This window comes from Microbacterium sp. NPDC090281 (assembly GCF_044769635.1).
Lineage (GTDB): Bacteria > Actinomycetota > Actinomycetes > Actinomycetales > Microbacteriaceae > Microbacterium.
The window spans coordinates 863535-888712 of record NZ_JBIVYH010000001.1 but is presented as its reverse complement, the minus strand read 5'-3'; the positions used below and the strand labels follow the sequence as shown (position 1 = coordinate 888712).

Sequence of the window (25178 nt, the reverse complement as noted above, 5' to 3'; positions counted from 1 at the left end):
GCCGCCGTTCCGAGGAGCGGCGGCCTTCTTCGTGAGATGCGTCAGACCAGACGGGACTTCGGTGAGGTCGAGTACGTCGCCTCGGCGTCACGGTTGACCGTGTCGCCCAGGGCCGTGTCGATCGCGGCGAGGGTGTCGGCGTCGAGCTTCACTCCAGAGGCCTTGACGGTCTCGGCGAGCTGCTCCGGACGGGAGGCCCCGACCAGGGCCGCCGCCACGTTCGGGTTCTGCAGAACCCACGCGATCGCGAGCTGCGGCATCGACAGCCCGGCCTGCTCGGCGATGGGCTTCAGGCGCTGGACGGCGGTGAGGATGTCGTCCTGCAGGAAGCTCTTGATGAAGTCGGCGCCGCTGTGCGGGTCGGTCGCACGCGAGCCCTCGGGCACCGGCTGACCGGGCAGGTACTTGCCGCTGAGCACGCCCTGCGCCATCGGCGACCAGACGATCTGCGAGATGCCGAGCTCTTCGGACGCCGGAACGACCTTGCCCTCGATCACGCGCCACAGCATCGAGTACTGCGGCTGGTTCGAGATGAGCTGGATACCGAGCTGCTTGGCGAGGGCGTGGCCGTCGCGCAGCTGCTCGGCCGTCCACTCCGAGACGCCGATGTAGAGCGCCTTGCCCTGACGGACGACGTCGGCGAACGCCTGGAACGTCTCCTCCAGCGGGGTCTCGTAGTCGAAGCGGTGCGCCTGGTACAGGTCGACGTAGTCGGTGCCGAGGCGGGTGAGCGAGCCGTTGATCGACTCGAAGATGTGCTTGCGGCTCAGGCCGGTGTCGTTCGGACCCTTCGGACCGGTCGGGAAGTAGACCTTCGTGAAGATCTCCAGCCCCTCACGGCGCTGACCCTCCAGCGCCTTGCCGAGCACGACCTCAGCCGCGGTGTTGGCGTAGGTGTCCGCGGTGTCGAACGTGGTGATTCCGGCATCCAGTGCGGCATGCACGGTCTTGACGGCGGCGTCGTCGCCGACCTGCGAGGCGTGGGTGACCCAGTTGCCGTAGGTGATCTCCGAGACCTTGAGACCGCTGTTGCCGAGATAGCGATAGTTGACCATGGATCAACGCTACTGGCTGGCCACTATGACGGGGCCGGATGCGACGGACGGCGTCAGGCCAGTGCGGGCGCAGAACGCGAACGGAGCACGACGATGGCCCCGCCGATCACGAGGAGCGTCGCCGCGAGCGCGCTGACCGCGTAGAACGGCACCACCCCGGGCAGGGTGATGCCCGCCGAGATCATGAACGTGTCCGCCAGCGCCATGCCAGGGCCGAAGGACGCGATGAAGAAGCCAGGCCCTCCGAGCATCAGGATGCCCAGGAAGCTCATGGTCGGAACGAGGGGAGCGGCACGCGTCATCATCGCGACTATGGCGACAGCGAGCGCGAGCACGACTCCCACACTGAGGATCACGATCGTCGCGACCTCGTTCACCGACTCACCTGCACCGCTCAGCTCGACCCTGATCTGTTCGAGTGTGAGCCCTGGCGCTGCCGCAAGAGGCGTCCACACGAGGATCTGCACCGCCGCCAACGCCGCATAGGCCGTGACGGCGAGCACGCCGGCGATCGAGATCCACAGGGTCCGACGCTGCTTCCGTGTCATGCGGGTCATCCTAGGAACGCATCCCGAGAGTCTCCCGATACTCACGCCAGGCCGCACCGAGCCGGCGGATGCCTTCGGTGAGCACATCGTCGGGCGCGGTGAAGGGGATGCGGATGTGGTCGTCGGGCGAGGTAGCGACGGCGAAGGCCGCGCTCCCGGCGATCGAGACACCGTGGGCGGCGGCGACGCGGGCGAGCGCGGCCGCAGACCCCGCCGGCAGCGCGACCCACAGCGACAGCCCGCCGCGGGGAGGGTCGACGGTCCACTCGGGCAGGTGTTCGGCCATCAGACTCTGCAGCAGCCTCAGTCGCTCCTGGTGGATGCGGCTGTTGGCCCTTCGGAGGTCGTCGGCGCGGGCGATCAGGTCGAGGGCGAGCAGCTGCCCCGGCACACTCGTGGACTGGTCGGCGAGCTGCCGCGCACCGCGCAGACGTCGCACGAGCACCGGGTCGGCGCGCAGCCAGCCGATCCGCAGCCCCGCCCACACCCACTTCGACACCGACTCGACCACGATGACGGGGGCATCGGCGCGCTCGGCCGCGAGCGTGGGCGGCACCACCCCGTCGAACGAGATGCCGGCGAGCACGCGGTCCTCGATCACGGGCACGCCGTACTGCGCTGCGAGCTCTGCGATGCGATGACGCGCGGCGGCGGGCAGGCGCGACCCCGTCGGGTTCTGGTGGTGCGGGTTGAGTGCGACGAGCACGGGTCGCAGCCGCGCGAGTGCCTGCTCGAGCGCAACGACATCGAGGCCGTCGTCGCCCATCGGGATGCCGTGCACGGTGCCGCCGCGCAGGCCGACCGAATCGGTGACTCCCGGCCAGGTGATCTCTTCGGCGAGCACGATGTCACCGGGGCCCACGAGCGCGTTGACCACGAGACTGATCGCCTGCTGCGCGCCATGCGTGACGAGGATCTGCTCGGGCGTGGTCGGCGTCCCCTCCGCGGTGTACATGTCGGCGATGAGGGTCCGCAGTGCGGGGAGGCCTGCGGGATCGGTCTCGGGCAGCAGGGCGAGGTCGAGCCGCGGTTTGTGATCGCGGATGAGTTGCACCCCGAGTTCGGAGATCTGCGGCACGGTGCGCAGCAGATCGATCGCATTGGGCAGGGCGGAGAACAGTGCTTCGCCTCGTCCCGGCCGCTGGGCCGGCACGGAGGTCGCCACGGCACCGGCGATACGCGTGCCACTCCCCTGCCGCCGATCCACCAGACCACGTTCGGCGAGGTCCGCGTAGGCGGCGACGACCGTTCCGCGCGACACCGAGCCTGCAGCGGCGAGCGCCCGCTCGGCCGGCAGGCGGTCGCCCGAACGCAGCTCGCCGCTCCCGATCAGCGCTTCGATGCCCCGCGCGAGCCGAGTGGCGAGCGTGCCGTCGCCATGCGTCCAGCGACCGAGTCGCGCCGAGAGCGCATCCGATGACACCTCGCCGCCGCGCACGAGGGACGGAGCGCCATCTGTGGCCGATCCGTGGTCCAGTGGCCGCTCATTGGCCCTGTCATCCGCGCTCATGAGACCTGATTCTGGACCAATGGACACGCCATTGACCACCCTCGCCTCCGAACTTGAGCCAATTGATCCAAATTGGACCATAGACGAGCTCGTCGAGTGGCTCAGTGACGACGCGCGTCAGCACGATCCGGCACTGCAGCAGCCGCTGGCCCTGATCGAGGCGGCCCTCACCGGATCCGCATGGTCGCGCTCACCGTCGACGGTCGCCCTGATCCGCTCGCTGACTCTGGCGGCCCCGCATCGTCCCGACTCCGTGATCGCAGACCTGCTGCTTCCGGTCGCAGTTCCTGCCGCTCATCGCGTGAGCGGACGGCAGCAACTGCGACCGGAAGGAAAGCCGCAGCGTCAGGTCGCCTGAGCGGAAGACGCCGCAGCCGGAGTCGTGGCAGCCGACGTCGTGGCAGCCGACGTCGTGGCAGCCGGAGTCGCCGCAGCCGACGTTGTCGGCGATGGGGTCGACGGCGTCGAGACGACGATGTCCGCGCGGTCGCGGAAGCCCTCGGCCGTCACCCTGTCCAGCGCGACCTGCTTGCGGATCGCGGCGGCCTTCTCGTACAGGCTCGGATCGCCGTAGCTCGTGAGCACCTTCACCAGCACCGGCAGCAGCTCGATCATGAAGAACAGCGCGGCGATCAGGATGTGCGCCCACAGGATCGACGGCTCCTTCTCGCTCAGCCGGTTCAGTCCGCTGATCTGGCTGAGCAGTCCGACAGCTCCCGCATTGCCCTGCGCCACGGCATCCGCTCGTGCGTTGTACGCGGCGAGCGCCTGGTCGTAGGAGTCACGGGCGGTCGGCAACTGCGAGTTCGCCTGCTCGCGGTTCTGCGTCTCGGAGGACGAGGTGTTCTCCTTGGCGGCAGTGCCGGCGGCGGCGAGCTCCTCGTTCGCCGTGCGCAGCTGCGCGGCGAGCGCGTCGTAGGTCTGCTGGGCCTCGGCGAGCTGTGCCTTCGCGGCGTCCGAACTGGCTCCCTGGCCGTTGACGCCGGTGCAGCCGGGGACAGTGCCGGCACCCTCACCGGTGAGCTCGCACTGGTAGAGCACGCGCGCCTGGTCGATCACTGCCTGCTGGGCGGTCATCTTCGCCGTCACGTCGTCGACCGTGGCCTGGGCTGCCGACTCGGTCGCCGATGAGGAATCGGTGCCGGCCACGATGCCTGTCGCCGCCTGGTTCTCGAGCGCTGCGACCTTGGCGGTCGCCGCGTCCAGCGCGATCTTCTCCGGCCCCGTCTCCAGGGCCTCCTGATCGGACTGCGACTGGGAGATGTTGGTGGAGGCGACTTCGCGGGCGATGTCGTTGTGGAAGATCTGCAGGACCAGCGGCTCGGCGACGACGAAGCCGATGATCGCGGCCATGATCACACGCGGGATCGCGAGGCCGATGAGGCGCCACACGTTCCTCGTCGAGCTCATGGTGGAGGTGAGGAAGCGGTCGAGGTTGAAGATGATGAGCGCCCACACGAGCGCCAGCGGCACGGCCAGCCAGATGGCCGCCTGCACACCGGTGGTGAGGGCGAACAGCATCGAGATCGCCGAGACGAGCGCGGTGCCGGCGAGCACGAAGAACATCTGCACGAAGCGCGGGGTCTCGCCGGGGACGCGGTCGAGGATCTCGCCTTCCGCTCCTCCGAGGATCGCCAGGGTCCGTGCGCGCGAGCCGCGAGTGCGCGGTTCGCGCTTCTTACGGGGCTTGCGGACGCGCGGCTGACGCGGAGGCTTCACGGGGGCGGGGTCATCCGCGATCGCATCGGCGATCGGGGTCGCCTCGGCGGGGGCTGTGACGGGCGCCTCTCGGGTGGCGTCGTCGGTGCCGGAGGGCTCGTACTCGCGCAGAAAGTCGAGGTCATCCGTGACGGCGTCGGGTTCGCTGTCGAGGATGATCCGACCCTGCGAGTCGTAGCGACCCGGCCTGTGGGCGGAATAGGGCATCCCGACAATCTACGAAACTTCGCCTGTGCATCGCGTGGAAGAGTCCTTTGAGCGACTCACAGGTTCCCGCAGATCCAGGAGAATTCAGTCTCCCGGGAGCAGCCGATCGAGTGCTGCGGCGTAGGCGGAAAGGCCGTCGTCGAGTGTGAAGTGGCCGGCTGCGGCGAGCGTGCCGAGGCCGTGGATCAGTCCCCAGAGCGCCACCACATCGGTCGGGCGGTCAAGGCCCACCGCGGCCGCCCCCTCGGCGAGCACGACCTCGAGCCCATCGATCAGGGGTGCCATCGTCGCTGTCGGTGATCCGGGGACGCAGACCGTCGGGTCGTAGACGGCATCGAACGCGTGCGGGTGCTCGACGGCGAAGCGGATGTACGCCGAGCCGCCGTCGGTGAGTGCTGCCCGCGGGGTCGATGCCTTCTCGGCAGCGGCGCGGACCTGATCGAGGAGGTCGGCCATGCTGCGCTCGGCGATCGCCTTGAGGAGTCCGAGCCGGTCGGAGAAGTGGTGGTACGGGGCGTTGTGGCTGACGTTGGCAGCCCGTGCGACCTCGCGCAGGCTGATCTCCGCCGCGGGCATCCGCTCCAGCAGCTGCATGGCGGCATCTTCCAGGGCACGGGCGAGATCGCCGTGGTGATAGCCATCCTTCGAACTTGACATGAGCAACATCATCTCCTATCTTGACAGTGTCCACCAGCTTGACACTGTCCAGATAGGAACAACGCCATGACTGCTCTCGTGATCGACGGCCACCCCGACGCCCGCTCCCTGACCGCCGCGCTCGCCCAGCGCTATGCCGCAGGACACGGCGACGCCCGCGTGCTCGCGCTGCGTGACCTCGACTTCGACCCCAACCTGCGCTTCGGCTACCGAGAGCGCATGACACTGGAGCCCGACCTCGTCGAGGCGAAGCTCGCGCTGCAGAGCGCCGACACGGTCGTCATCGCGACGCCGCTGTGGTGGGGGTCGGTCCCCGCCCTGCTCAAGGGCTTCTTCGACCGCGCTCTGCTGCCGCAGCAGGAGTACCGCTACACGAAGCTCGGCCTCGTCGAGGGGCTGCTGCCTGCGCGCAACGGCCGCCTGCTCCTGCTCGCGGACACGCCCTGGTACTTCGTGCCGTTCACGGGGCTCCCCGCGCAGACCCACGTCGCCCGAGGGACGATGCGCTTCTGCGGGATCCGTTCGGTGCGCACGCATCGCATGCTCGGCGTGAAGGACGCGAGCAGCGCCACCATCACGCGATGGCTCGACCGCGCCGAACGCCTCGGCGCCGCAGACGGACGCCGGACGGGTGGGTCTCAGACCATCGCGTCTGCGCCTCAGGCCATCGCGGCGGAGGCAGCCTCGTCTTCGGTGGTGGCGACGAGCTGACCGCAGGCGCCGTCGATCTCCTTGCCGCGGGTGTCGCGGAGGGTCGTCGGGATGCCGGCGTCGTTGAGGCGACGCACGAACTCGTTCGTGACGTCTTTCTCGGATGCGGTCCAGATCGAGCCGGGCGTGGGGTTCAGCGGGATCGGGTTCACGTGCACCCAACCGCGACCGCGCTCGTTGAGCTTGTCGGCCAGCAGGTCGGCACGCCAGCCGTGGTCGTTCATGTCCTTGATCAGCGCGTACTCGATCGAGACACGGCGACCGGTCTTCTCGTAGTAGTAGCGGGCGGCGTCGAGTGCCTCGTCGACCTTCCACCGCGAGTTCACCGGGATGAGCTCGTCGCGCAGGTGGTCGTCCGGTGCGTGCAGCGACAGCGCGAAGGTGACGGGGATGCCCTCGTCGGCCAGCTTCTTGATCGCGGGCACCAGGCCGACCGTCGACACGGTGATGCCACGGGCGCTCATGCCGAGGCCGTCGGGCTGCGGGGCGACCATCGAGCGCACCGCATCCATGACGCGCTTGTAGTTGGCGAGCGGCTCACCCATCCCCATGAAGACGATGTTCGAGACGCGCTCCATGCTGTGGTCGTCGGCCTTCTTGCCGCCGAGGCCGCCCTCGGCGATCAGCCGATTGGCGCGCACGATCTGCTCGATGATCTCGGCGGTCGACATGTTGCGGGTCAGCCCCGCCTGTCCGGTCGCGCAGAACGGGCAGTTCATGCCGCAACCGGCCTGGCTCGACACGCACAGCGTGATGCGGCCGGGGTAGCGCATGAGGACCGACTCGACCAGCGCGCCGTCATGCAGGCGCCACAGGAACTTGATCGTGTCGCCCTTGTCGGTCTCGAGGCGGCGGACCTCGGTGAGCAGCGGCGGCAGCATCCCGGCGACGAGCTGCTCCCGGGTGTCGGCCGGGAGGTCGGTCATGTGCTCGGGGTCTGACGTGTAGTGGCGGAAGTAGTGCGTCGACAGCTGCTTCGCGCGGAAGCCGGGAAGCCCGAGCTCCTTCACCTTCTCGACACGCTCGGCCGGGGTGAGGTCGGCCAGGTGCACGGGCGGCTTGCCGCGCTTGGGGCTCGCGAACTGCAGGAGCGGACGCCCCTCGGCATCCTTCTGCTGGGTCCAGCCCTCGGTCGCAGGGCGCACCTGTGGCTTCTTGGTCTCGCGGACCTTGCCCTGGGCGGGCCGACCCTGCGGAGCGGACGCGGATGCTGCGGGGCGCGTCTCGCGCGTGCGGGGAGTCTCGGTCATACCCTCCAGGGTACGCGGTGACGGATGGGAACGCCCTGGGGCGCGGGACGCGACCTCTCTAGACTGAGCCCATGGATGCCGTGCTGTGGATCATCGGGATCGTCGTCGGCCTCATCGTGGTCGTCGCGATCCTCGCCGTCGCGCTCCGCGGCATGCGCCCGAAGCTGCCGGAGCCGCAGGTGTTCACCCCGTCGCCCACGACCGCGCGCACGACCCCGGCGTCGTCGGCGTCGGCCGCCGTTTCGGGCCTCACGCCGACCGTGATCGCCGAGATCGACCGGCTCGTCGCAGCCGGGCAGAAGATCCATGCCATCAAGCTGTACCGCGACCACTCCGGCACAGGTCTCAAAGAGGCGAAGGACCGCATCGACCACTGGTCTGTCAGCACCACGGCCCCGCACCTCGCGGCTGTGTCGAACACCACAGCCACGCACTCCTCGATCACCCCGACGGCGGCGACCCCGTCATCGGTCCGCGCCCAGCTGCCTGCGTCGGCGGCGTCCGACATCGACAGGCTGGTCGCCGGCGGCGCCAAGATCGCCGCGATCAAGGCGCTCCGTGAGCACACCGGACTCGGGCTCAAGGAGTCGAAGGACCTGATCGAGGCCTGGCCGCACAGCCACGTATCCTGACCAACTTGTCATTACAGGCTGCGCCCGGAAGAATGGACGAGCCCGCCCGATGAAGGAGCCCCATGCCCGACCGTCTCGACCGCGCCCGCACCACCGGCATCCTCGCCGTCCTCCGCGCCCCCTCCCCTGAACTGGCGCTCGAGGCCTCGGAGGCGATCATCCGCGGCGGCGTCACCGGGATCGAAGTGACCTTCTCCACTCCCGACGCACCGGCCGTGATCCGCGAACTCATCGCCCGCCACGGCGATGCCGCCTACATCGGAGCCGGCACCGTGACGACGGCAGCACAGGCGGCGCAGGCAGCCGATGCGGGAGCCGAATTCCTCGTCAGCCCCGGCACCCTCCCCCACCTCACCCGCACCATGCTCGACACCGGCCGCGTCGTGATGACCGGCGCGATGACCCCGACCGAGGTCATGGGCGCGCTCGAGCTCGGCGTCGACGTCGTGAAGATCTTCCCAGCATCCCTCGGCGGGCCGTCATACCTCGGCGCGCTTCGCGGACCGTTCCCCGATGCGCCTCTGATGCCGACGGGCGGCGTGAGCCCCGACAACCTGGCCGCCTGGTTCGCGGCCGGTGCGGTGGCGGTCGGCGCCGGCGGAGACCTCGCGAACGGCGCATCGATCAAGGCATCCGACTGGGCGGACATCGAGCAGCGCGCCGCACGGTTCGCCGCCGCGCTCGCCGCCACGCGGGTCTGACCGCCCTACACCCTCGCATCATTTGGTATACCGGATGCATGGGTGCACGACGGATGCTGGCCATCGGCGCGATCGCGATCACGCTGCTGACCGCGGCGGGATGCACGGCCGGGCCGGATCCGTCGACTCTGGATCCGCACCCGCCGACTCAGGAGGCCACCATGACCGTCGCCACTCGTGATCTGCTCGCCGCGGCTGCGAACGGAGATGCCGCTGCCGTGCAGGCGGCGCTCGACGCCGGCGCAGAGATCGAGGCGCGAGGATCCGAGGGCATGACCGCGCTGGTCGCTGCGACCAAGGCGAATCACGTCGATGCGGCGCGGACTCTCGTCGCGGCCGGCGCTGACGTGAACGCGAAGGACGACATCCAGGACTCCGCGTACCTGTACGCGGGCGCTCGCGGGCACGATGAGATTCTCATCCTCACGCTCGAGAACGGCGCGGATCTGACCAGCACGAACCGCTTCGGCGGCACGGCTCTGATCCCGGCATCCGAACGCGGGCTTCTCGCCACCGTCGAGATCCTGCTCGAGGCCGGAGTCGATCCCGACCACGTGAACGACCTGAACTGGACGGCACTGCACGAGGCGATCGTGCTCGGCGACGGCTCGGACGTGTATGTCGATGTGGTGCGCGCACTCATCGACGGCGGAGCGAGCATCGACATCCCCGACGGCGACGGCGTGCTCCCGGTCGACCTCGCCGCGAGCCGCGGTTACGACGCGATCGTCGCCGAGCTCGAACGGTGATCGTCCTCGAGCCCTGGGCATGGGCGGCCCTCGCCGTGGCCGCGGTGACGATCGGCATCTCGAAGACGGCACTGCCCGGCGGCAGCATCCTGGCGATCGCGCTGTTCGCGGCGGTCCTGCCGGCACGCACCTCGACGGCGGCCACCCTGCTGCTCCTGATGGTCGGCGATCTGTTCGCGCTGTTCGCCTACCGCCGTCACGCCCATTGGCCGACGTTGCTGCGGCTCGCCCCCGCTGTCATCGCCGGCCTCCTGGTCGGGTTCGCCTTCCTGGCGCTCGCCGGCGACGGAGTGGTCCGTCGCGCGATCGGCGTGATCCTGCTGCTGATGATCGCCGTGACGCTCTGGCGACGGTGGCGGCAGAGCAGGGCGGATACCGTGGCTCCGCCCTCCGGTGGACTCCTGCTCGCGGGCGCCTACGGCACGCTCGGCGGGTTCACCACCATGGTCGCGAACGCCGGCGGTCCGGTCATGTCGATGTACTTCCTGGCCACCCGCACCCCGGTGCAGGTCTTCCTCGGCACGTCCGCGTGGTTCTTCGCCATCATCAACGTGATCAAGGTGCCGTTACTCGCAGGCCTCGGGTTGTTCCAGACTCCCGTGCTGCTGATGGATGCCGTGCTCGCCCCGCTCGTGGTGGTCGGCGCGCTCGCCGGACTCCAGGTCGCCCGACGCATGAATCAGCGCGTGTTCGACCGCATCGTGATCGTTCTCACGATCGTCGGCGCGGTCTACCTGCTCATCTGACCAGCCTTCGCCCTGGCCGACACCCTCAGTCGAGGAAGATGTCGGGGAAGAGCGCGCTGTCGGGGGTGCCCGGGATCGCGGCGTAGCCGGAGAAGTCGGTCACGCCGTCGGCTTCGAGCACGTCCTCGACGATGAGCGTCTGGCCCGTGTATGACGCTGCGGGCTTGAGGAGCACGGCATACGCGGCGTCCGCGTAGATGTCGGGCGTGCGGCTCGCCGCCATGACCTTGTCTCCACCGAGGAGGTTCTGCACCGCCGCGGTCGCGATCGTGGTGCGCGGCCAGAGCGTATTGGCCGCGATCCCGTCGCGCGCGAACTCCGCCGCAAGGCCCAGGGTCGCCATCGTCATGCCGAACTTCGCGAGCGTGTATCCGGTGTGCGCGCCGAGCCACTTCGGCGTCGGGTTGAGCGGCGGCGAGAGCGAGAGGATGTGCGGGTTCTCGGCATCCTTCAGGATGGGCACGGCCGCGCGAGAGAGCATGAACGTGCCGCGCACGTTCACGTCCTGCATCAGGTCGTACTTCTTGGCGTTCAGGTCGAGAGAGCGCGAGAGATCGATGACGCTGGCGTTGTTGATCACGATGTCGATCCCGCCGAACTCGCCCTGCGTCTTCATGACCGCTTCGGTGATGTCATCGTCGTCGCGCACATCGCCCACGATCGGCAGCGCGTTCCCGCCGGCAGCGCGGATCTGCTCGGCGGCGGTGTGGATCGTGCCCTCGAGCTTCGGATGCGGGGTGTCGGTCTTCGCGAGCATCGCGATGTTCGCACCGTCGGCTGCTGCCCGCAGCGCGATCGCGAGGCCGATGCCACGGCTGCCGCCCGACATCAGGATGGTCTTGCCTGCAAGAGACATGGGTTCTCCTTGGTTCTCAGCCGGAACGGCGGGTTATCTCGGGGCCATGCGGATCGCACCGTCGAGGCGGATGGTCTCGCCGTTGAGGTAGCCGTTCTCGACGATCTGCTGCACGAGGGCGGCGTACTCATCGGGACGACCGAGGCGCGACGGGAACGGAACCTGCTGCCCCAGGGAATCCTGCGCGGCCTGCGGGAGGCCCATCAGCATCGGGGTCTCCATGATGCCGGGAGCGATCGTGCAGACCCGGATGCCGTAGCGGGCGAGCTCGCGCGCCACCGGGAGGGTCATGGCGTGCACGCCGCCCTTGGACGCGGAGTACGCGGGCTGGCCGATCTGGCCGTCGAATGCGGCGACGCTCGCGGTGTTGACGATGACGCCGCGCTCTTCGTCATGGGGCTCGTTCTTGGCGATCACGGCAGAAGCCTGCGAGATGACGTTGAACGTACCGACGAGGTTGATGCGGATCACGCGCTCGAAGTCGGAGAGCACGGCCGGATTGCCCTCGCGGTCGAGCACCTTCGCGGGTGGTGCGATGCCCGCGCAGTTCACGACGACGCGCAGAGGGGCGGCCGACTGCGCGGCGGCGACGGCGGCCTGCACCTCGTCGGCGCTCGTGACGTCGGCGGCGACGAACAGTCCGCCGAGCTCGTCGGCGACCTCAGCGCCCTTCGACGATGCGAGGTCGATGATCGTGACGTGGGCGCCGGCGGCGACGAGGCGGCGCGCTGTGGCGAGTCCGAGGCCCGAGGCCCCACCGGTGATGAGTGCACCCTGTCCGCTGATCTGCATCTGATGTTCTCCTTCGAACGTCGTCGCGCGACATGCATTGATGGAACGCAGTATCAGCCTACGTGGTTCCTGGTTCCACCACGACTCTGAGCGACTGCGTCGAGACCGAGCCTAGTTCCCGTCTCCCGCTCGAAGGAACGGGATAAGTCGTGGGAGTAGGATCCGGAGAATGCGCCGCTCGCCCGGGATCCACCGATCCACGGCGTCTGTCGACCGGCCGGTGATAATGCGCCTCATTACCACTGCGAGCCTGGCACTCCTGCTCCTCTTCGCCCTCACGGTGACCGCCCACAGCGATGCCGGGGAGAACGGAGCGGCTCCCTCACTCGCCGCCGCGTCCATCGAAGCGTTCGACGACGCCGTCGCCGCGGGCAACGCTGCCGCGGTGGAGAACGCTGCCGCGGTGGAGAACGCTGCCGCGGTGGACCAGGACCAGACACCGGCCGCCCTTCCGGCCACCGGGATGAGCGCCCTCGCCGGTGCCGCACTCTGCATTCTCGGGGTGCTGTGCGGCCTCGCCGCGATGCTCCTGCTGTCCCGCGTGCTCCGGCGCCCCGGACAGCTCTCGACCCTCCGGGAGAAGCCGCACGCGCGGCCCTCAGCTCCGGCTTCTCCCGTGCACCCCCGCGTGACCGCGATCTCGCTGATCCAGCTCGGTCTCTCCCGAACCTGATCGTCAACGCGCCGTCATCAGGACGACGCCTTCCGCCGGCATCGCGCGGCTCCTCGGCTTCCTGCGTCGAGTGCGCACGCCCCGGCATCCGGATCGCGCCCGCTCCCACCGGGAATCACGTGACCCCTGCGTGACGGCATCCGACGCCACGCCCGTGCTCACCACCTCGAAGGAGACCCCATGAAACGCACATCGAACGACGGCGAACCGCTCGCTCCCGACAGGCCGGGACGGTGAGCCGGCCGGTCGGCACCACCTCTCGGCATCCGGTCCGCACGACGATCGCTGTGGCGGTTCTCAGTGCCCTGATCATGTTCATCGGTGCGGAGTCGGCAGCCGCCGGCGAGCAGCGCGGTGCCGTCGACGCCCCCAGAACGGATCTTCGCTCAGCGAGTTCAACTCTGAGCCGCATAACGACGCCCGCTCCCGCTCCGACCCCGACTTCCACTCCGACCCCTGCTTCCACTCCGACCCCGACTTCCACCTCCGGCACCACCCACGTGCAGCAGAACGGCGAACAGGGGGTGCAGCGCACCGATCTCGGCTTCCTCGGCGTCGCCTTCCTCTTCGGGATCGGTTTCCTCCTCGCTGCCGGAGCGCTCGGCGTTCTCTTCTCAGGACGCGCGCGGCGTCGGCGCGACCGAGCGGAGGCCGCTGCCGGGGAAGGGGATTCCGATGTCGCGTGAGAACAATCCCCGGTATGGGATCGCCTTCGTCGTCGCCGGCATCATCGTGCTCATCGACCAGGCGAGCAAGGCCGCCGCGATCGCAGGACTCCGCCGGACGGAGCGGATACCCCTCCTGGGCGACGCGCTCGGCCTGCAACTCGCCTTCAACCCCGGCGCGATCCTGTCGCTCGGGTCAGGGGCGACCTGGTTGCTGACCGTGGTGGGGGTGGGTGCGGTGGTGGCACTGTTCGTCGCCGCGACCCGCGCCCGCACGAAGGGGCGGGCCTGGTGGCTCGGATTCATCCTCGGAGGCGCCATCGGGAACGTGCTGGACCGTCTGCTCGCACCTCCCGGGTTCGGTCGCGGTCACGTCACCGACTTCCTCGCCTACGGGAACTGGTTCATCGGGAACCTCGCCGATGTCGCGCTCGCGATCGGGGGCGTCATCCTCGTCGTCGGGCTCTGGATCGACCAGCGGGCGGCGGCGCGGACTGCGCGGACCATCGACCGGCCCGACGGCTCGCGGGAGGACGCGACCGGATGAACGACTGGATGCCCGATGCGCCGCCGACCTTCTCGGACTTCCTCACACCGGTCTTCTTCACTCCGGCCGCGGGACCGTTCCCCCTCCTGCCCCTGGTCGCGGCAGTACTGGCGGTCGCCTATCTGACCGGGGCGATCCGGTTGTGGCGGCAGCACCGTCGATGGCCCGTCTGGCGAACCGTCGTCTTCCTCCTGGGGTGTCTCGCACTCGCGGCCACCACGGGCCTCGGGGTCGAGGTGTACGGCTATGCGCTGATGTCGGTGTTCATGTTCCAGCAGCTCACCCTCATGATCGCGATCCCGCCGCTGCTGGTGCTCGGCTCACCGGGAACGCTCCTCCTGCGCGCAGTGCCGCACCGCGGGGCCGGTGCCGTCGTCCTGCGTGCCGCCCACGCCGGTCTCCGCAGCCGGATCGCCCGGTGGCTGCTGAGTCCGTGGATCGCACTGCCGGTGTATCTGATCGCGTTCTACGGGCTGTACCTGGCCGGTCTCGCTGATCGGGTGCTCGCAGCACCCGGAGGCCACCTCGCCCTGGAGGTCGGGTTCCTCGTCGTGGGCATCCTCTTCGCGATCCCCGTGCTGAGCTCCGACCCGCTTCCGGTGCGCCTCGGCCACGGCGGGCGGGCCCTCGACGTCTTCGCGGAAGCCGCCCTGCACGCGTTCTTCGGTGTCTTCCTGATGATGGCGACCACCATGCTCGTCGACTACTTCGTTGCACCGACTCTGGCACTCGGGATGGATCCGCTCGAAGACCAGCAGCTGGCCGGTGGGCTGGCATGGTCATACGGCGAAGCCCCGACCCTGCTGATGCTCGTCTACGTCATGCATCGCTGGTTCCGTGACGACACGGCCCGCGCCGCCGCCGCCGATCGCTATGCGGATGCCCACGGCACGAGCGAGCTCGACGCCTACAACGCGTATCTGCGCACCCTGCGCGACGAGAGCCGATGACGAGCTTCACGGCGGTCCCGTCGGGCAGGATGGACGGATGAGCATCCCCTCCGCCTCCCTCGACGTGCCGACGCGGGTTCGCGAACTCGCCGGCAGTGCCACACTCGTACCGGTCTGGCTCAACGGGATCGGCGGACTGACGTTCCGCACCGACGACGGTCGGTACATAAAGTGGGGCCCGCTCGACGACGAGGCGAACATGCGCGACGAAGCCGAGCGCATGCGGTGGGCACGAACGTGGCTCCCCGTCCCGGAGGTGCTCGATCAGGGTCAGGACGACACGCACGAGTGGCTCGTCACGGTCGCGATCGATGCGAGCAGTGCCGTCGACCCTCGCTGGGCCGAGCAGCCGGAGACCGCGGTACGGGCGGTCGGGGCGGGCCTTCGAGCACTGCACGACGCGCTGCCGGTGGCCGAGTGCCCGTGGGAGTGGAGCACTCAGTGGCGGATCGCCAACGCCGCCGACCGCGGCACGGTCGTGCCGGAAGAGCTGCACCAGGCACCGCCGATCGACCGGCTGGTGGTGTGCCACGGCGACGCGTGCATGCCGAACACGCTTCTCGACGCCGATGGGCGCCCTGCCGCTTTCGTCGACCTCGCCGCCCTCGGAGTCGCCGACCGCTGGGCCGACATCTCGGTGGCGTCGATGAGCACTCTGTGGAACTTCGGCACCGGGTGGGAGGACACGCTCATCGAGGCCTACGGCGTCGAACCCGACCGCGAACGACTCGAGTACTACCGGAGACTCTGGAACGAGACGTGAGCATCTCTCCCCCGTCTCCCGATCGACCCCCGGTGTTCGGCGCCGTCGTCGACGACATGACCCGGTGCGCGCACTACCGGGGCCCGACCGACATCATCGCGATCCGGTTCGCGTGCTGCGGCGACCACTACCCGTGCCACCTCTGCCATGAGGAGTCGGCGGGGCATCCGGCCGCGCAGTGGGCGCCGGATCAGCACGATACGCAGGCGATCCTCTGCGGTGCGTGCGGGTACGAGCTCACGATCGCGGAGTACTTCGCGGTGACGGCCTGCCCGCGGTGCACTGCGCTGTTCAACGAGCGGTGCGCACTGCACCGGGACCACTACTTCCAGCCGAACCCGGGCTAGCGCGAGCTAGCTCCAGACGAAGCGGAACGTGCCGAGAAGAACCGCGGCGGCGAGCGCGAGCGCCATGATCGCGATGCCACCGATCAGCGCCACCGCATCCCGCGGATGCAGCCGCGACGGACGCGACCAGGTGCGGGTGATGCCGGATCCGAAGCCGCGCGCTTCCATCGCGAGTGCCAGCTTCGAGCCGCGCCGCACCGCGAACACGAGCAGCACGAAGGCCATCGAGAAGAATCTCCGCAGCACACCCCGGTCTCCCACGCCCCGTGCACGACGGGCCAGGCTCATGGTGCGCCAGTCATCGAGGAACAGGCCCAGCATCCGCGTGCCGGCGAGGATGCCGAGCACGAAGCGGCTCGGGAGCTTCGCGACCTGGGCCAGCGCATCGGCGAGCTCGGTCGGGTCGGTGCCACCGAAGAGCAGGATCGTGGGCAGGCCGAGCGCGATCACGCGCAGGCTCACCGCAATCGCGAGCGTGATGGAGTCGTCACTGATGGTCGCGAAGCCGAACGTCCAGTAGATGTGTCCGGCCGGCTCGGCATAGAGCAGCATGCTCACGCCGGCGATCGGTGCGAAGATCGCGATCGGCAGCAGCCGCTTGAGCACCGTCGACAGACGCAGCCCGGTCAACGGCAGGCAGAGCAGCTGCAGAACGATCGCGGCGAGCGCGCTCGTGACGTCGATGGACGCGAACAGCGGCACCGACAGCAGCACTGCGAGCACCAGCTTCGTCACCGGGTTCACGCCGTCGAGCCACACCCGCCGCTCGGTCTCGACCGCCGTCACGATGCTGCCCCCAGTTCGATGCCCAGCTCGATGCGATGACCACCCAGGTGCCGGATCACGGCGTCGTCGTGCGTGACCGCGATGATCGACCGGCCTCGCGCGATCTCCTCCTGCAGCAGGGCGACGAGCGAGATCCACCCGCGACGGTCCTGCCCGAACGTCGGTTCGTCGAGCACGATCACCTCGGGCGCTCCCGCCAGCACGGTCGCGACCGATAGCCGCCGCTTCTGCCCTCCGGAGAGCGTGAACGGGTTGGCGAGTGCGAGAGGGGCGAGGCCGAGGCGCTCGAGCAGCTCGTCGACGACGGCATCCGTCTTCACACGGTCCCAGCCGAGCGCCCGAGGGCCGACGGCGAGCTCGTCGCGCAGCGTCTGGGCGAGGAACTGATGCTCCGGCTCCTGGAACACCATGCCGATACGGGTGAGCAGTTCGCGCGAGGTCCAGCGGATGGGACGCGTGCCCTTGCGCCCGGCGAGCTCAGGCGCAGACCGCACCTCACCTGACTGTTCCGGGATGAGCCCGGCGAGGGTCAGCGCGAGCGTCGACTTGCCTGCCCCGTTCGGCCCCGTGATCACGGTCGCGTTCGCCCGAGGCACCCGCAGGTCGAGTCCCGCCTGCACCACGACGCCCGGCTCCCTGGCGATCGCGAGACCAGAGGCGGTGAGCGCGTCGGGCGCCGACACCTGCTCCAGCACGGGAAGGTCGATGTCGCGGTCGGGCACCCACACTCCGGCGTCGGCGAGCACGTCGCCGTGGGCGGCGAACACCTGATCCGGCGCGCCGTCGGCCAACAGCCCGCCGTCGGCTGCGAGCACGATCACCCGGGTCATCAGATCGACCCAGATCGGCGTGCGGTGCTCGACGACGATCAGCGTCGCACCGGTGGAGGTGACCGCACGTTCGACACTCGCCCGCACCTCCCCGACGCCCTCGGGGTCGAGGTTGGCCGTGGGCTCATCGAGCAGCAGCAGTCCCGGGCGCATCGCGAGGACGCCGGCCAGCACCAGTCGCTGCTTCTGTCCGCCCGAGAGCGCCTTCGTGGGGCGCTGCAGCGGAACATCGAGCCCGACGGCGTCGAGGGCCTCGGCGACGCGGCGGGGGATCTCGGATGCCGCGACACCCAGGTTCTCGCAGCCGAAGGCGACATCGTCGCCCACCTTCGACAGGACGATGCCGGCATCCGGATCCTGCAGGACGAGTCCCACCTGACCGTGCCGCGATTCGGGAGCCGCACCGTCGATGCGCAGCGACCCCGTCCGCTCACCCTCATCGTCGTCGCCCAGCACACCGGCGAGACCGGCGAGCAGCGTCGACTTCCCCGCGCCGGACGCACCGAGCAGCAGCACACGCTCACCGGGTTCGATCGTGAACGAGACGTCAGCGACGGCGGGGCGCTTTCGACCGGCGTACCGCCAGCCCCAGCCCGCAGCCTGCACGCGGGCCGGGGAGGCGAAGGTCACGCTCAGACCTCGCGCACGTGCTCTCGCCCGACGGCGAAGCGGTTGAGTGCACCGGTGACGGCGAGGGCGCGCACGAGCAGCCAGCCGACCACGCCCGCCAGGATCGCGCCGGAGACGATCACGCTGACCAGGTAGATCGTGTTGAACTCGACCGACTTCAGGATGTTGGGCGAGCTGCCGTAGAACAGCTCGAACACCCATGCGGCGACCGCGGCTCCGACTCCGGCCAGCGCGGCGACCGCGATCCCGAAACGACGGTAGAAGAACAGGGCGAAGATGATCTCCGCGCCGAGGCCCTGCACGATGCCCGACAACACGGTCGAGATGCCCCACACGTTGCCGATCAGCATCGACACGATCGCGGCGACCAGCTCGACGACCAGCGCGGCACCCGGCTTGCGGATCACGAGGCCACCGACCACGCCGCCGAGCAGCCAGATGCCCACGGCGATGCCGCCGAGGCCGGGCGTCAGAGCGTCGGCCGCGCCGAACCAGGCGTAACCGATCGTGTTCCAGCCCCAGAACACGAGACCGATCGCGACGCCGAGAACCGCGGCGACGACGATGTCGACGACGCGCCAGCGCCAGATCGATGTGCGGTGGATGCCCGTCGCGGCGGCGGATGCCTGCTGCGCGGATGTGGACGTAGGCGTACTCATCTGAACTCCTCCCTGCGCTGGCATTACCCAGATCAGGTTCGACGGTCGAAGCGCGATTCGCTCCCTCTCAGCCCGGCTCGCCGGACTCCCGTGGTTGTGCTGATGATCTTACCGCCGGCGACACCCGCACGGCGACAAGGCCATGCGCCGCGGAACTCGCCCGGGATTGGGTACCGTAAACGAGTGACCGCAACAGACCCCGCCGACGAGGCGACGGGCGTCGTCAGCGACGACGGCCCGGCGACCGCCGCCCCCTCCGGACCTGTCGATGCTGCGACAGGCGGTTCGGTGCTGACGGCCGAGCAGACGTCGACGCGCGCGCTCGCGCCGGAGTCCGTGATCGCGCCGGAACCGGTGATCGCCCCCGAGCCGGTGACGCCCGCTCTGACCAAGCCACCGTTCATCCCGAAAGAGCGCATCGTCCAGGACGACCCTGACGAAGCGAGCGCCCTCCTGGATCCGGCCTCACCCCGATGGGCGGATGACTCGACCACTGCCACCGCTCTGACGTGGGTCGATACTGCAACGGTCGCCACGCACACCGGCACCGCGACTCTCGACGAGACCTCCGAGAGCGAGAAGGCGCCGGGGCTGATGCGCGGGGCACGCCTTCGTCCCGCGATCGCCCGCCCTGGTGTCCTCGTGCCGCTCGGCACGCTCGTCGGCCTCGTCGCCGTCTACACCGGCACGACGCTGCTCTGGCCACTCCACGAGGTGCCGCCGACGGTACAGTCCGTTGAGATCACGACCGCCCCCGCTCCCGCAGCCACCGTCACCTGGCCGGCACAGGGCGCGGGAGCCGTCGGCATCGCCGGGCTGAGCACCGCCGCATCGGTCCCCGACCCCGTGAGCATCGCGAGCATCACGAAGGTCGTGAGCGCTCTGATGGTGCTCGACCGGATGCCGCTCGCGCTCGGCGAGCAGGGTCCCGAGTTCTCGTTCACCCGCGCCGACAGCGTGAAGTACTGGGACTATCGGCGCAGCGACCAGTCCGCTCTCGATGTGCCGATCGGCGGGGTGCTGACGGAGTACCAGCTGCTGCAGGGCACGCTCCTGGGCTCGGCCAACAACTACATCGACCGCCTGGCTTCCGAGATCTGGGGCTCAGAGAGGGAGTTCGCGACGGCCGCAGAAGTCTGGCTGCGCGAGCGTGGTCTCACCGGAATCACTGTGGTGACCCCCTCGGGCTTCGACGAGCGCAACGTCTCCACTCCCGAGGCCCTGGTCGCGCTCGGCGAGCGGGCGATGCAGAATCCGGTGTTCGCAGAGATCGTCGGCACCAAGTCCGTCGATCTTCCGGGCGCCGGCACCGTGGTCAACACGAACGGGATGCTCGCCGACCCGGGCGTCGTCGGCATCAAGACCGGCACCCTCGTCGGCTGGAACCTGCTCACCGCGAAGGATGTGACCGTCGGGGACACGACCGTGCATCTCTTCGCCGCGGCCCTGAACCAAGACGACAACGAGCAGCGGCTCGCCCTCACTCGTTCCCTGTTCGCTGAGACGGAAGCGGCGTTGGAGGCTCAGGATCCGGCGGTCGCCAAGAGTACGGTCGTCGGCCAGGTCACGACGCTCTGGGGCGACGAAGTCGACATCATCACCGAGGCCGATGCCGATGTGGTGCTGTGGAACGGCGCCACCGCCACGGCGACCGCGGCGTTCGACCTCGGTGACGAGCGCGCGCAGGACGGCACCGTCGGCACGCTCACCGCTGCCGGTCCGCTCAACACCGCGACGATCCCGCTGGTTCTGGCGGAAGACGTCGAGGGGCCGAGCCCCTGGTGGCGTCTGACCCACCCGCTGGAATTGCTCGGCATCACCGCCGAACGCTCCTGACGCACCGCGCTGGGCACCGGCGAGCACGGCGCTGCGGCGCCCGATCTCGCTCCCGACACGGCGCCTTCCAGCCGCTGACCGGACACAGCACGACGCCCCACCCCGCGTGAGCGGAATGGGGCGTCGTCCTGCGATACGCGGGATCAGGAACGGTGGCCGGAGCCGTCCGCACCGTCTTCCAGCACGGCCTGCGCTGCCGCGGTCTCGGCACCGGGCACCTGAGCGCCGACCGACGCGCCCGCCACGGCTGCCGCAGCTTCGGCCGCCGTGCCGTCGGCGTTGCTCGCGTCGCCCGTGACGACGACCGGCGTCGTTCCGGTGAGCGCATCTTCGGCGTCGATGTCTGTCGCCGCCTGCTCGAACTGCGACTGGTACAGACGCCAGTAGGCGCCCTGCGCGGTGATGAGCTCGTCGTGCGTGCCCTTCTCGACGATGTCGCCGTGCTCCATCACGAGGATGAGGTCGGCGTCGCGGATGGTCGACAGACGGTGCGCGATCACGAACGACGTGCGTCCTTCACGGAGCGCGGCCATCGCGTGCTGCAGCAGCAGCTCGGTGCGGGTGTCGACAGCCGATGTCGCCTCATCGAGGATGAGGATCGAAGGCTGAGCGACGAACGCCCGCGCGATGGTGATGAGCTGACGCTCACCCGCCGACACGTTCGCGGCATCCTCGTCGAGCACCGTGTCGTAACCCTCGGGGAGGGCGTGCACGAAGCGGTCGACATAGGTCGCCTTGGCAGCGGCGAGAACCTCTTCGTCGGTCGCGGTGGAGCGGCCGTAGCGGATGTTCTCGCGGATGCTGCCTGCGAACAGCCACGGGTCCTGCAGCACCATGCCGGTGCGAGAGCGCAGTTCGTCGCGCGTCACCTCGGCGATGTCCTGACCGTCGAGCATGATCCGTCCGCCGCTGAGCTCGTAGAAGCGCATGATCAGGTTGACCAGCGTCGTCTTGCCCGCACCGGTCGGACCGACGATCGCGACGGTCTGCCCCGGCTCGACCCGGAACGACAGATCCCGGATGAGCGGACGCTCCGGCGTGTAGGAGAACGCGACGTTCTCGAACTCGATGACGCCCTTGCCCTCCGTGAGCTCGGGAGCATCGGCGTCGTCCGCCTCCTGCTCATCCGCGTCGAGCAGCTGGAAGACCCGCTCGGCCGATGCCGTGCCGGACTGCACCACGGCAGCCATGCCCCCCAGCTCGGACAGCGGCTGCGTGAACTGCTGCGAGTACTGGATGAACGCCTGCACGTCACCGAGACGGAGCTGACCGTTCGCGACCATCAGACCACCGAGCACCGCGATGCCCACGTAGCTGAGGTTGCCGACGAACATCATGGCCGGCATGATGACGCCGGACAGGAACTGGGCCTTGAAGCTCGCCTGGAACAGTTCTTCGTTCTCGACCTGGAACTTGTCCAGCGCGTCCTTCTCGCGTCCGAAGACCTTCACCAGCGCGTGACCGGAGAATGCCTCCTCGACGCGGGCGTTCAGCCGACCGACCTTGCGCCACTGGGTGCCGAAGGCCTTCTGCGAACGCGGTCCGATGATGCCGAAGATGATGCCCATGAGGGGCAGCGTGACGAGAGCCACGAGGGCCAGCTGCCACGAGATCGAGAACATCATCACGAGCACGCCGATCACGGTGAGCACCGAGGTGAGAGCACCGGAGAGCGACTGCTGCATCGTCTGCGTGATGTTGTCGATGTCGTTCGTGACGCGCGAGATCAGCTCACCGCGCTGCACCTTGTCGAAGTACGCCAGCGGCAGGCGGTTGATCTTCGCCTCGACCGACTCACGCAGTCGCCACATGGTGCGCACCATGATCACGTTGATGACGTAGCCCTGGATCCAGGTGAGGAAGGCAGCCGCGACGTAGATCGCGAGCACCGCGGCGATGACCAGCCGCAGCGCGTCGAAGTCGATGCCCTGGCCGACCGTGAAGTCGCCCAGCGCTCCGACCTGATTCGCGAAGTCGTCTTGCCCTCCGGCTCGCAGCGCCTCGACGACGACGTCTTGCGACGTGCCGGCGGGGAAGCCGGGGAAGCCATCGGTCGGCTGTCCGAGCTGGATGGAGATGAAGCCCTTGTAGACGAGGTTGGTCGCCTCCGCGAGCACCTTGGGCGCCGCGACCGTCAGGACCACACCGATCGCACCCAGGATCGACACGAAGACGAACCAGATGGCCGACGGCTTCAGCAGCCCGATCATGCGCGCGAAGCTGGGGCCGAAGTTGTCGGCCTTGCCCGGTGCGACGCTGTCCCAGTCTCCGGAGTTCTGACGCGCCTGCTCAGCGAGCTCGGCCTCGTACTTCTCCTCGGCGCTCAGCTCGACCTCGGCCACTGCTGCCTTGCCGCGGCCGCGGCCGCGCTTGACCTTGCCCTGTTCGTTGTTCTGCTCGCTCATGCGTCCACCCCCAGCTGCGATTCGACGATCTCTCGGTAGGTGTCGCTCGTCTCGAGCAGCTCCTCGTGAGTGCCGACACCGACCATGGTTCCGCCTTCGAGCACGACGATGCGGTCGGCATCGGTGATCGACGAGACGCGCTGGGCGACCACGATCTTCGTGACGTGCGGGAGCTCCCGCCACAGCGCCTGACGCAACCGGGCGTCGGTGGTCAGGTCGAGGGCGGAGAACGAGTCGTCGAAGACGAGGATCTGCGGCTGATGCACGATCGCACGCGCGATGGCGAGACGCTGACGCTGACCGCCGGAGACGTTCGTGCCGCCCTGGGCGATACGGGACTCGAGGCCGTCGGGCATCTCCTCGACGAAGTCGCGACCCTGCGCGATGTCGAGCGCGTGCCAGAGCTCTTCGTCTGTGGCCTCTTCACGGCCGTAGCGCAGGTTCGACGCGACGGTGCCGGTGAAGAGGAACGGACGCTGCGGCACCAGGCCGATGCTGTCCCACAGCGACTCGACGTCGGCCTCGCGCACATCGGTGCCGCCGACATGGACGGAACCACCGGAGACGTCGAACAGACGCGGGATGAGCGAGACGAGCGTCGTCTTGCCCGAGCCGGTCGATCCGACGATGGCGACGGTCTCACCAGGCTCTGCGGCGAAGCTGATGCCGGTGAGCACCGGAGAGTCGGCACCCGGGTAGGTGAACTCGACGTCGTCGAGCGCCACGGATCCGGGGACCGGGAACTCGGTGACGCCGTTCTCCGGGCGCAGCAGCGTGGACTCGGAGTCGAGCACCTCGCCGATGCGCTCGGCCGACACGGCAGCACGAGGGATCATCATCGCCATGAAGCTCGCCATGATGACGCCGCCCATGATCTGGCCGATGTACTGCATGAAGGCGAACAGCGTGCCGACCTGCACCGTGCCGTTGTTGACCTCGATGCCGCCGAACCAGATGACGGAGACGACCGTGACGTTGAGGATGAGCATGAACAGCGGGAACAGCAGCACGAACAGCGAGCCGACCTTGCGGCCGACGTCCATGATGTCGGTGTTGGCTCCGCGGAAACGCTCTTCTTCGATGCGCTCACGCACGAACGCGCGCACGACGCGGACGCCCGTGAGCTGCTCGCGCATGATGCGGTTGACGTTGTCGAGCTTGCCCTGGTAGCTGCGGAACAGCGGCACCATGCGCCCGATCACGAGCGCGGCGAGGATCAGCAGCAGCGGCACCGAGACGGCGATGAGCCAGCTGAGGCCGACGTTGGTCTGCACGGCGAAGATGATGCCGCCGATCGCGAGCAGCGGCGCGGTGACGAGCATGGTGGCGCCCATCATGGCGAGCATCTGCACCTGCTGCACGTCGTTCGTGTTGCGCGTGATGAGCGAGCCGGCGCCGAACTGCGAGACCTCGCGCTCGGAGAACCCGCTCACCTTGCCGAAGACGTCGGCGCGGATGTCACGGCCGGCACCCATCGCGGCGCGCGCCGCGAAGAAGGTCGCCGTGATCGAGGCGATGATCTGGCCCAGCGACACGGCGAGCATGAACAGACCGGTGCGCCAGATGTATCCGGTGTCACCCTGGGCGACGCCCTTGTCGATGATGTCGGCGTTCAGGCGCGGGAGGTAGAGGGTCGCGGCGACACTGGCGAGCTGGAAGACCAGCACGGCCAGCAGCAGCCACCGGTATCGAGAGAGATAGCGGACGAGGATTTTTCCCAGCACAGGCGGACTTTCTAGGAAGGATGGAACGGCGGATTTCTCGGCAGACGGATGCCGACCGACAATCGGCCACAAGACAGAGTGCCACGAACTGCGGACATTCGGATCCCCCTCACGGCGGACCTTCGCTGACAGCGAACCTCTTCCCGCCCCGATCAGCGGTTTCTGCACGCGGGTGAACAACAGAGGGAGGGAATCTCAGGAATATCTTGTATTTACTCGCTGATACAATT

26 protein-coding genes and 1 riboswitch are annotated in these 25178 nt (G+C 68.8%); of the genes, 13 read left to right on the top strand and 13 right to left on the bottom strand.

The window, feature by feature from the left end; all coding sequences use genetic code 11:
- Positions 1 to 41: 41 nt before the first annotated feature.
- The 3 genes from ACIQTX_RS04240 to ACIQTX_RS04230 are packed head-to-tail and all read right to left on the bottom strand — an operon-like array spanning position 42 to position 3113.
- Positions 42 to 1055 (bottom strand): aldo/keto reductase family protein, encoded by a 1014-nt coding sequence (locus tag ACIQTX_RS04240; RefSeq protein WP_402969301.1) that lies wholly within the window; start codon positions 1053 to 1055, stop codon positions 42 to 44.
- Positions 1056 to 1108: 53 nt separating this feature from the next.
- Complete coding sequence (locus tag ACIQTX_RS04235) at positions 1109 to 1603, bottom strand: hypothetical protein (RefSeq protein ID WP_402969298.1); 495 nt, start codon at positions 1601 to 1603, stop codon at positions 1109 to 1111.
- A 10-nt stretch (positions 1604 to 1613) separates the two neighbouring features.
- A complete protein-coding gene (locus ACIQTX_RS04230; RefSeq protein ID WP_402969295.1) occupies positions 1614 to 3113 on the bottom strand; it encodes a PLP-dependent aminotransferase family protein in 1500 nt (499 codons plus the stop codon).
- Between the two features lie 19 nt (positions 3114 to 3132).
- Here ACIQTX_RS04230 and ACIQTX_RS04225 point away from each other — a divergent pair, with 19 nt between their 5' ends.
- Positions 3133 to 3471 carry a hypothetical protein gene (locus tag ACIQTX_RS04225; protein WP_402969292.1) on the top strand — a complete coding sequence of 113 codons (339 nt, stop codon included), beginning with the start codon at positions 3133 to 3135 and terminating at the stop codon, positions 3469 to 3471.
- Here the strand turns inward: ACIQTX_RS04225 and ACIQTX_RS04220 are convergent.
- Together ACIQTX_RS04220 and ACIQTX_RS04215 are read right to left on the bottom strand one after the other, a co-directional pair.
- A complete protein-coding gene (locus tag ACIQTX_RS04220) occupies positions 3459 to 5039 on the bottom strand; it encodes a DUF4407 domain-containing protein (protein WP_402969289.1) in 1581 nt (526 codons plus the stop codon). The genes ACIQTX_RS04225 and ACIQTX_RS04220 overlap by 13 nt on opposite strands.
- Before the next feature lie 84 nt (positions 5040 to 5123).
- On the bottom strand, positions 5124 to 5696 hold the full coding sequence (locus ACIQTX_RS04215; RefSeq protein WP_402969286.1) for a TetR/AcrR family transcriptional regulator: 573 nt from the start codon (positions 5694 to 5696) through the stop codon (positions 5124 to 5126).
- A gap of 66 nt (positions 5697 to 5762) precedes the next feature.
- On the opposite strand from ACIQTX_RS04215, the gene ACIQTX_RS04210 reads away from it, so the two are divergent.
- On the top strand, positions 5763 to 6407 hold the full coding sequence (locus ACIQTX_RS04210; RefSeq protein WP_402969283.1) for an NAD(P)H-dependent oxidoreductase: 645 nt from the start codon (positions 5763 to 5765) through the stop codon (positions 6405 to 6407).
- Here ACIQTX_RS04210 and rlmN read toward each other — a convergent pair.
- Positions 6356 to 7657 carry a 23S rRNA (adenine(2503)-C(2))-methyltransferase RlmN gene (gene rlmN / locus ACIQTX_RS04205; RefSeq protein WP_402969280.1) on the bottom strand — a complete coding sequence of 434 codons (1302 nt, stop codon included), beginning with the start codon at positions 7655 to 7657 and terminating at the stop codon, positions 6356 to 6358. The two genes, ACIQTX_RS04210 and rlmN, sit on opposite strands and share 52 nt — an antisense overlap.
- 71 nt (positions 7658 to 7728) lie before the next feature.
- Here rlmN and ACIQTX_RS04200 point away from each other — a divergent pair, with 71 nt between their 5' ends.
- The 4 genes from ACIQTX_RS04200 to ACIQTX_RS04185 all read left to right on the top strand — a co-directional run bounded on the left by ACIQTX_RS04200 (position 7729) and on the right by ACIQTX_RS04185 (position 10485).
- Positions 7729 to 8289: a ribosomal protein L7/L12 gene (locus tag ACIQTX_RS04200; protein WP_402969276.1), complete on the top strand. Its 561-nt coding sequence runs from the start codon at positions 7729 to 7731 to the stop codon at positions 8287 to 8289.
- Positions 8290 to 8351: 62 nt separating this feature from the next.
- Positions 8352 to 8990 (top strand): bifunctional 4-hydroxy-2-oxoglutarate aldolase/2-dehydro-3-deoxy-phosphogluconate aldolase, encoded by a 639-nt coding sequence (locus ACIQTX_RS04195; protein ID WP_402969273.1) that lies wholly within the window; start codon positions 8352 to 8354, stop codon positions 8988 to 8990.
- A 38-nt stretch (positions 8991 to 9028) separates the two neighbouring features.
- Positions 9029 to 9739 carry an ankyrin repeat domain-containing protein gene (locus ACIQTX_RS04190; RefSeq protein ID WP_402969270.1) on the top strand — a complete coding sequence of 237 codons (711 nt, stop codon included), beginning with the start codon at positions 9029 to 9031 and terminating at the stop codon, positions 9737 to 9739.
- Positions 9736 to 10485, top strand: coding sequence for a sulfite exporter TauE/SafE family protein (locus tag ACIQTX_RS04185; RefSeq protein ID WP_402969267.1), 750 nt, complete (start codon positions 9736 to 9738; stop codon positions 10483 to 10485). Before ACIQTX_RS04190 ends, ACIQTX_RS04185 begins: the two co-directional genes overlap by 4 nt.
- Before the next feature lie 25 nt (positions 10486 to 10510).
- Here the strand turns inward: ACIQTX_RS04185 and ACIQTX_RS04180 are convergent, their stop codons facing one another.
- Positions 10511 to 11341: an NAD(P)-dependent oxidoreductase gene (locus ACIQTX_RS04180; protein WP_028500808.1), complete on the bottom strand. Its 831-nt coding sequence runs from the start codon at positions 11339 to 11341 to the stop codon at positions 10511 to 10513.
- 33 nt (positions 11342 to 11374) lie between these two features.
- A complete protein-coding gene (locus ACIQTX_RS04175; RefSeq protein ID WP_105527455.1) occupies positions 11375 to 12133 on the bottom strand; it encodes an SDR family NAD(P)-dependent oxidoreductase in 759 nt (252 codons plus the stop codon).
- Positions 12134 to 12302: 169 nt separating this feature from the next.
- Between ACIQTX_RS04175 and ACIQTX_RS04170 the strand changes: the two genes are divergently transcribed.
- From ACIQTX_RS04170 to ACIQTX_RS04145, 6 genes are all read left to right on the top strand, one after another.
- Positions 12303 to 12806: a hypothetical protein gene (locus ACIQTX_RS04170; protein ID WP_402969263.1), complete on the top strand. Its 504-nt coding sequence runs from the start codon at positions 12303 to 12305 to the stop codon at positions 12804 to 12806.
- Positions 12807 to 13039: 233 nt separating this feature from the next.
- Positions 13040 to 13492, top strand: coding sequence for a hypothetical protein (locus ACIQTX_RS04165; protein WP_402969261.1), 453 nt, complete (start codon positions 13040 to 13042; stop codon positions 13490 to 13492).
- Positions 13482 to 14018 carry a signal peptidase II gene (locus ACIQTX_RS04160; RefSeq protein WP_402969258.1) on the top strand — a complete coding sequence of 179 codons (537 nt, stop codon included), beginning with the start codon at positions 13482 to 13484 and terminating at the stop codon, positions 14016 to 14018. Before ACIQTX_RS04165 ends, ACIQTX_RS04160 begins: the two co-directional genes overlap by 11 nt.
- The gene (locus ACIQTX_RS04155) at positions 14015 to 14968 is read left to right on the top strand and encodes a cytochrome c oxidase assembly protein (RefSeq protein WP_402969256.1); all 954 of its coding nucleotides are present in this window, start codon (positions 14015 to 14017) and stop codon (positions 14966 to 14968) included. Before ACIQTX_RS04160 ends, ACIQTX_RS04155 begins: the two co-directional genes overlap by 4 nt.
- Before the next feature lie 37 nt (positions 14969 to 15005).
- Positions 15006 to 15731 (top strand): phosphotransferase, encoded by a 726-nt coding sequence (locus tag ACIQTX_RS04150; RefSeq protein ID WP_402969253.1) that lies wholly within the window; start codon positions 15006 to 15008, stop codon positions 15729 to 15731.
- Complete coding sequence (locus ACIQTX_RS04145; protein ID WP_402969250.1) at positions 15728 to 16078, top strand: CHY zinc finger protein; 351 nt, start codon at positions 15728 to 15730, stop codon at positions 16076 to 16078. The genes ACIQTX_RS04150 and ACIQTX_RS04145 overlap by 4 nt, the downstream gene beginning before the upstream one ends.
- Before the next feature lie 6 nt (positions 16079 to 16084).
- On the opposite strand, the gene ACIQTX_RS04140 is transcribed toward ACIQTX_RS04145, so the two are convergent.
- The 3 genes from ACIQTX_RS04140 to ACIQTX_RS04130 all read right to left on the bottom strand — a co-directional run bounded on the left by ACIQTX_RS04140 (position 16085) and on the right by ACIQTX_RS04130 (position 18983).
- Positions 16085 to 16864: an energy-coupling factor transporter transmembrane component T family protein gene (locus tag ACIQTX_RS04140; RefSeq protein ID WP_402969247.1), complete on the bottom strand. Its 780-nt coding sequence runs from the start codon at positions 16862 to 16864 to the stop codon at positions 16085 to 16087.
- Positions 16861 to 18330: an ABC transporter ATP-binding protein gene (locus ACIQTX_RS04135; protein ID WP_402972950.1), complete on the bottom strand. Its 1470-nt coding sequence runs from the start codon at positions 18328 to 18330 to the stop codon at positions 16861 to 16863. The genes ACIQTX_RS04140 and ACIQTX_RS04135 overlap by 4 nt, the downstream gene beginning before the upstream one ends.
- Positions 18327 to 18983: an ECF transporter S component gene (locus ACIQTX_RS04130; RefSeq protein ID WP_402969244.1), complete on the bottom strand. Its 657-nt coding sequence runs from the start codon at positions 18981 to 18983 to the stop codon at positions 18327 to 18329. Before ACIQTX_RS04130 ends, ACIQTX_RS04135 begins: the two co-directional genes overlap by 4 nt.
- Positions 18976 to 19085: riboswitch (TPP riboswitch) on the bottom strand. Its footprint overlaps the gene before it by 8 nt.
- Before the next feature lie 81 nt (positions 19086 to 19166).
- Between ACIQTX_RS04130 and ACIQTX_RS04125 the strand changes: the two genes are divergently transcribed.
- Entirely contained in the window at positions 19167 to 20819 is a 1653-nt protein-coding gene (locus ACIQTX_RS04125) for a D-alanyl-D-alanine carboxypeptidase family protein (protein WP_402969241.1), read from the top strand.
- 143 nt (positions 20820 to 20962) lie between these two features.
- Here the strand turns inward: ACIQTX_RS04125 and ACIQTX_RS04120 are convergent, their stop codons facing one another.
- Positions 20963 to 23224 carry an ABC transporter ATP-binding protein gene (locus ACIQTX_RS04120; RefSeq protein ID WP_105527448.1) on the bottom strand — a complete coding sequence of 754 codons (2262 nt, stop codon included), beginning with the start codon at positions 23222 to 23224 and terminating at the stop codon, positions 20963 to 20965.
- On the bottom strand, positions 23221 to 24948 hold the full coding sequence (locus ACIQTX_RS04115) for an ABC transporter ATP-binding protein (RefSeq protein WP_105527447.1): 1728 nt from the start codon (positions 24946 to 24948) through the stop codon (positions 23221 to 23223). The genes ACIQTX_RS04120 and ACIQTX_RS04115 overlap by 4 nt, the downstream gene beginning before the upstream one ends.
- Positions 24949 to 25178 lie beyond the last annotated feature (230 nt).

Excerpts from the sequence above, each read along its gene's own strand:
- ACIQTX_RS04240 (WP_402969301.1), bottom strand. The coding sequence starts at position 1,055 with ATGGTCAACTATCGCTATCTCGGCAACAGCGGTCTCAAGGTCTCGGAG.
- ACIQTX_RS04235 (WP_402969298.1), bottom strand. The coding sequence starts at position 1,603 with ATGACACGGAAGCAGCGTCGGACCCTGTGGATCTCGATCGCCGGCGTG.
- ACIQTX_RS04230 (WP_402969295.1), bottom strand. The coding sequence starts at position 3,113 with ATGAGCGCGGATGACAGGGCCAATGAGCGGCCACTGGACCACGGATCG.
- ACIQTX_RS04225 (WP_402969292.1), top strand. The coding sequence starts at position 3,133 with ATGGACACGCCATTGACCACCCTCGCCTCCGAACTTGAGCCAATTGAT.
- ACIQTX_RS04220 (WP_402969289.1), bottom strand. The coding sequence starts at position 5,039 with ATGCCCTATTCCGCCCACAGGCCGGGTCGCTACGACTCGCAGGGTCGG.
- ACIQTX_RS04215 (WP_402969286.1), bottom strand. The coding sequence starts at position 5,696 with ATGTCAAGTTCGAAGGATGGCTATCACCACGGCGATCTCGCCCGTGCC.
- ACIQTX_RS04210 (WP_402969283.1), top strand. The coding sequence starts at position 5,763 with ATGACTGCTCTCGTGATCGACGGCCACCCCGACGCCCGCTCCCTGACC.
- rlmN (WP_402969280.1), bottom strand. The coding sequence starts at position 7,657 with ATGACCGAGACTCCCCGCACGCGCGAGACGCGCCCCGCAGCATCCGCG.
- ACIQTX_RS04200 (WP_402969276.1), top strand. The coding sequence starts at position 7,729 with ATGGATGCCGTGCTGTGGATCATCGGGATCGTCGTCGGCCTCATCGTG.
- ACIQTX_RS04195 (WP_402969273.1), top strand. The coding sequence starts at position 8,352 with ATGCCCGACCGTCTCGACCGCGCCCGCACCACCGGCATCCTCGCCGTC.
- ACIQTX_RS04190 (WP_402969270.1), top strand. The coding sequence starts at position 9,029 with ATGGGTGCACGACGGATGCTGGCCATCGGCGCGATCGCGATCACGCTG.
- ACIQTX_RS04180 (WP_028500808.1), bottom strand. The coding sequence starts at position 11,341 with ATGTCTCTTGCAGGCAAGACCATCCTGATGTCGGGCGGCAGCCGTGGC.
- ACIQTX_RS04175 (WP_105527455.1), bottom strand. The coding sequence starts at position 12,133 with ATGCAGATCAGCGGACAGGGTGCACTCATCACCGGTGGGGCCTCGGGC.
- ACIQTX_RS04170 (WP_402969263.1), top strand. The coding sequence starts at position 12,303 with ATGCGCCGCTCGCCCGGGATCCACCGATCCACGGCGTCTGTCGACCGG.
- ACIQTX_RS04160 (WP_402969258.1), top strand. The coding sequence starts at position 13,482 with ATGTCGCGTGAGAACAATCCCCGGTATGGGATCGCCTTCGTCGTCGCC.
- ACIQTX_RS04155 (WP_402969256.1), top strand. The coding sequence starts at position 14,015 with ATGAACGACTGGATGCCCGATGCGCCGCCGACCTTCTCGGACTTCCTC.
- ACIQTX_RS04150 (WP_402969253.1), top strand. The coding sequence starts at position 15,006 with ATGAGCATCCCCTCCGCCTCCCTCGACGTGCCGACGCGGGTTCGCGAA.
- ACIQTX_RS04130 (WP_402969244.1), bottom strand. The coding sequence starts at position 18,983 with ATGAGTACGCCTACGTCCACATCCGCGCAGCAGGCATCCGCCGCCGCG.
- ACIQTX_RS04120 (WP_105527448.1), bottom strand. The coding sequence starts at position 23,224 with ATGAGCGAGCAGAACAACGAACAGGGCAAGGTCAAGCGCGGCCGCGGC.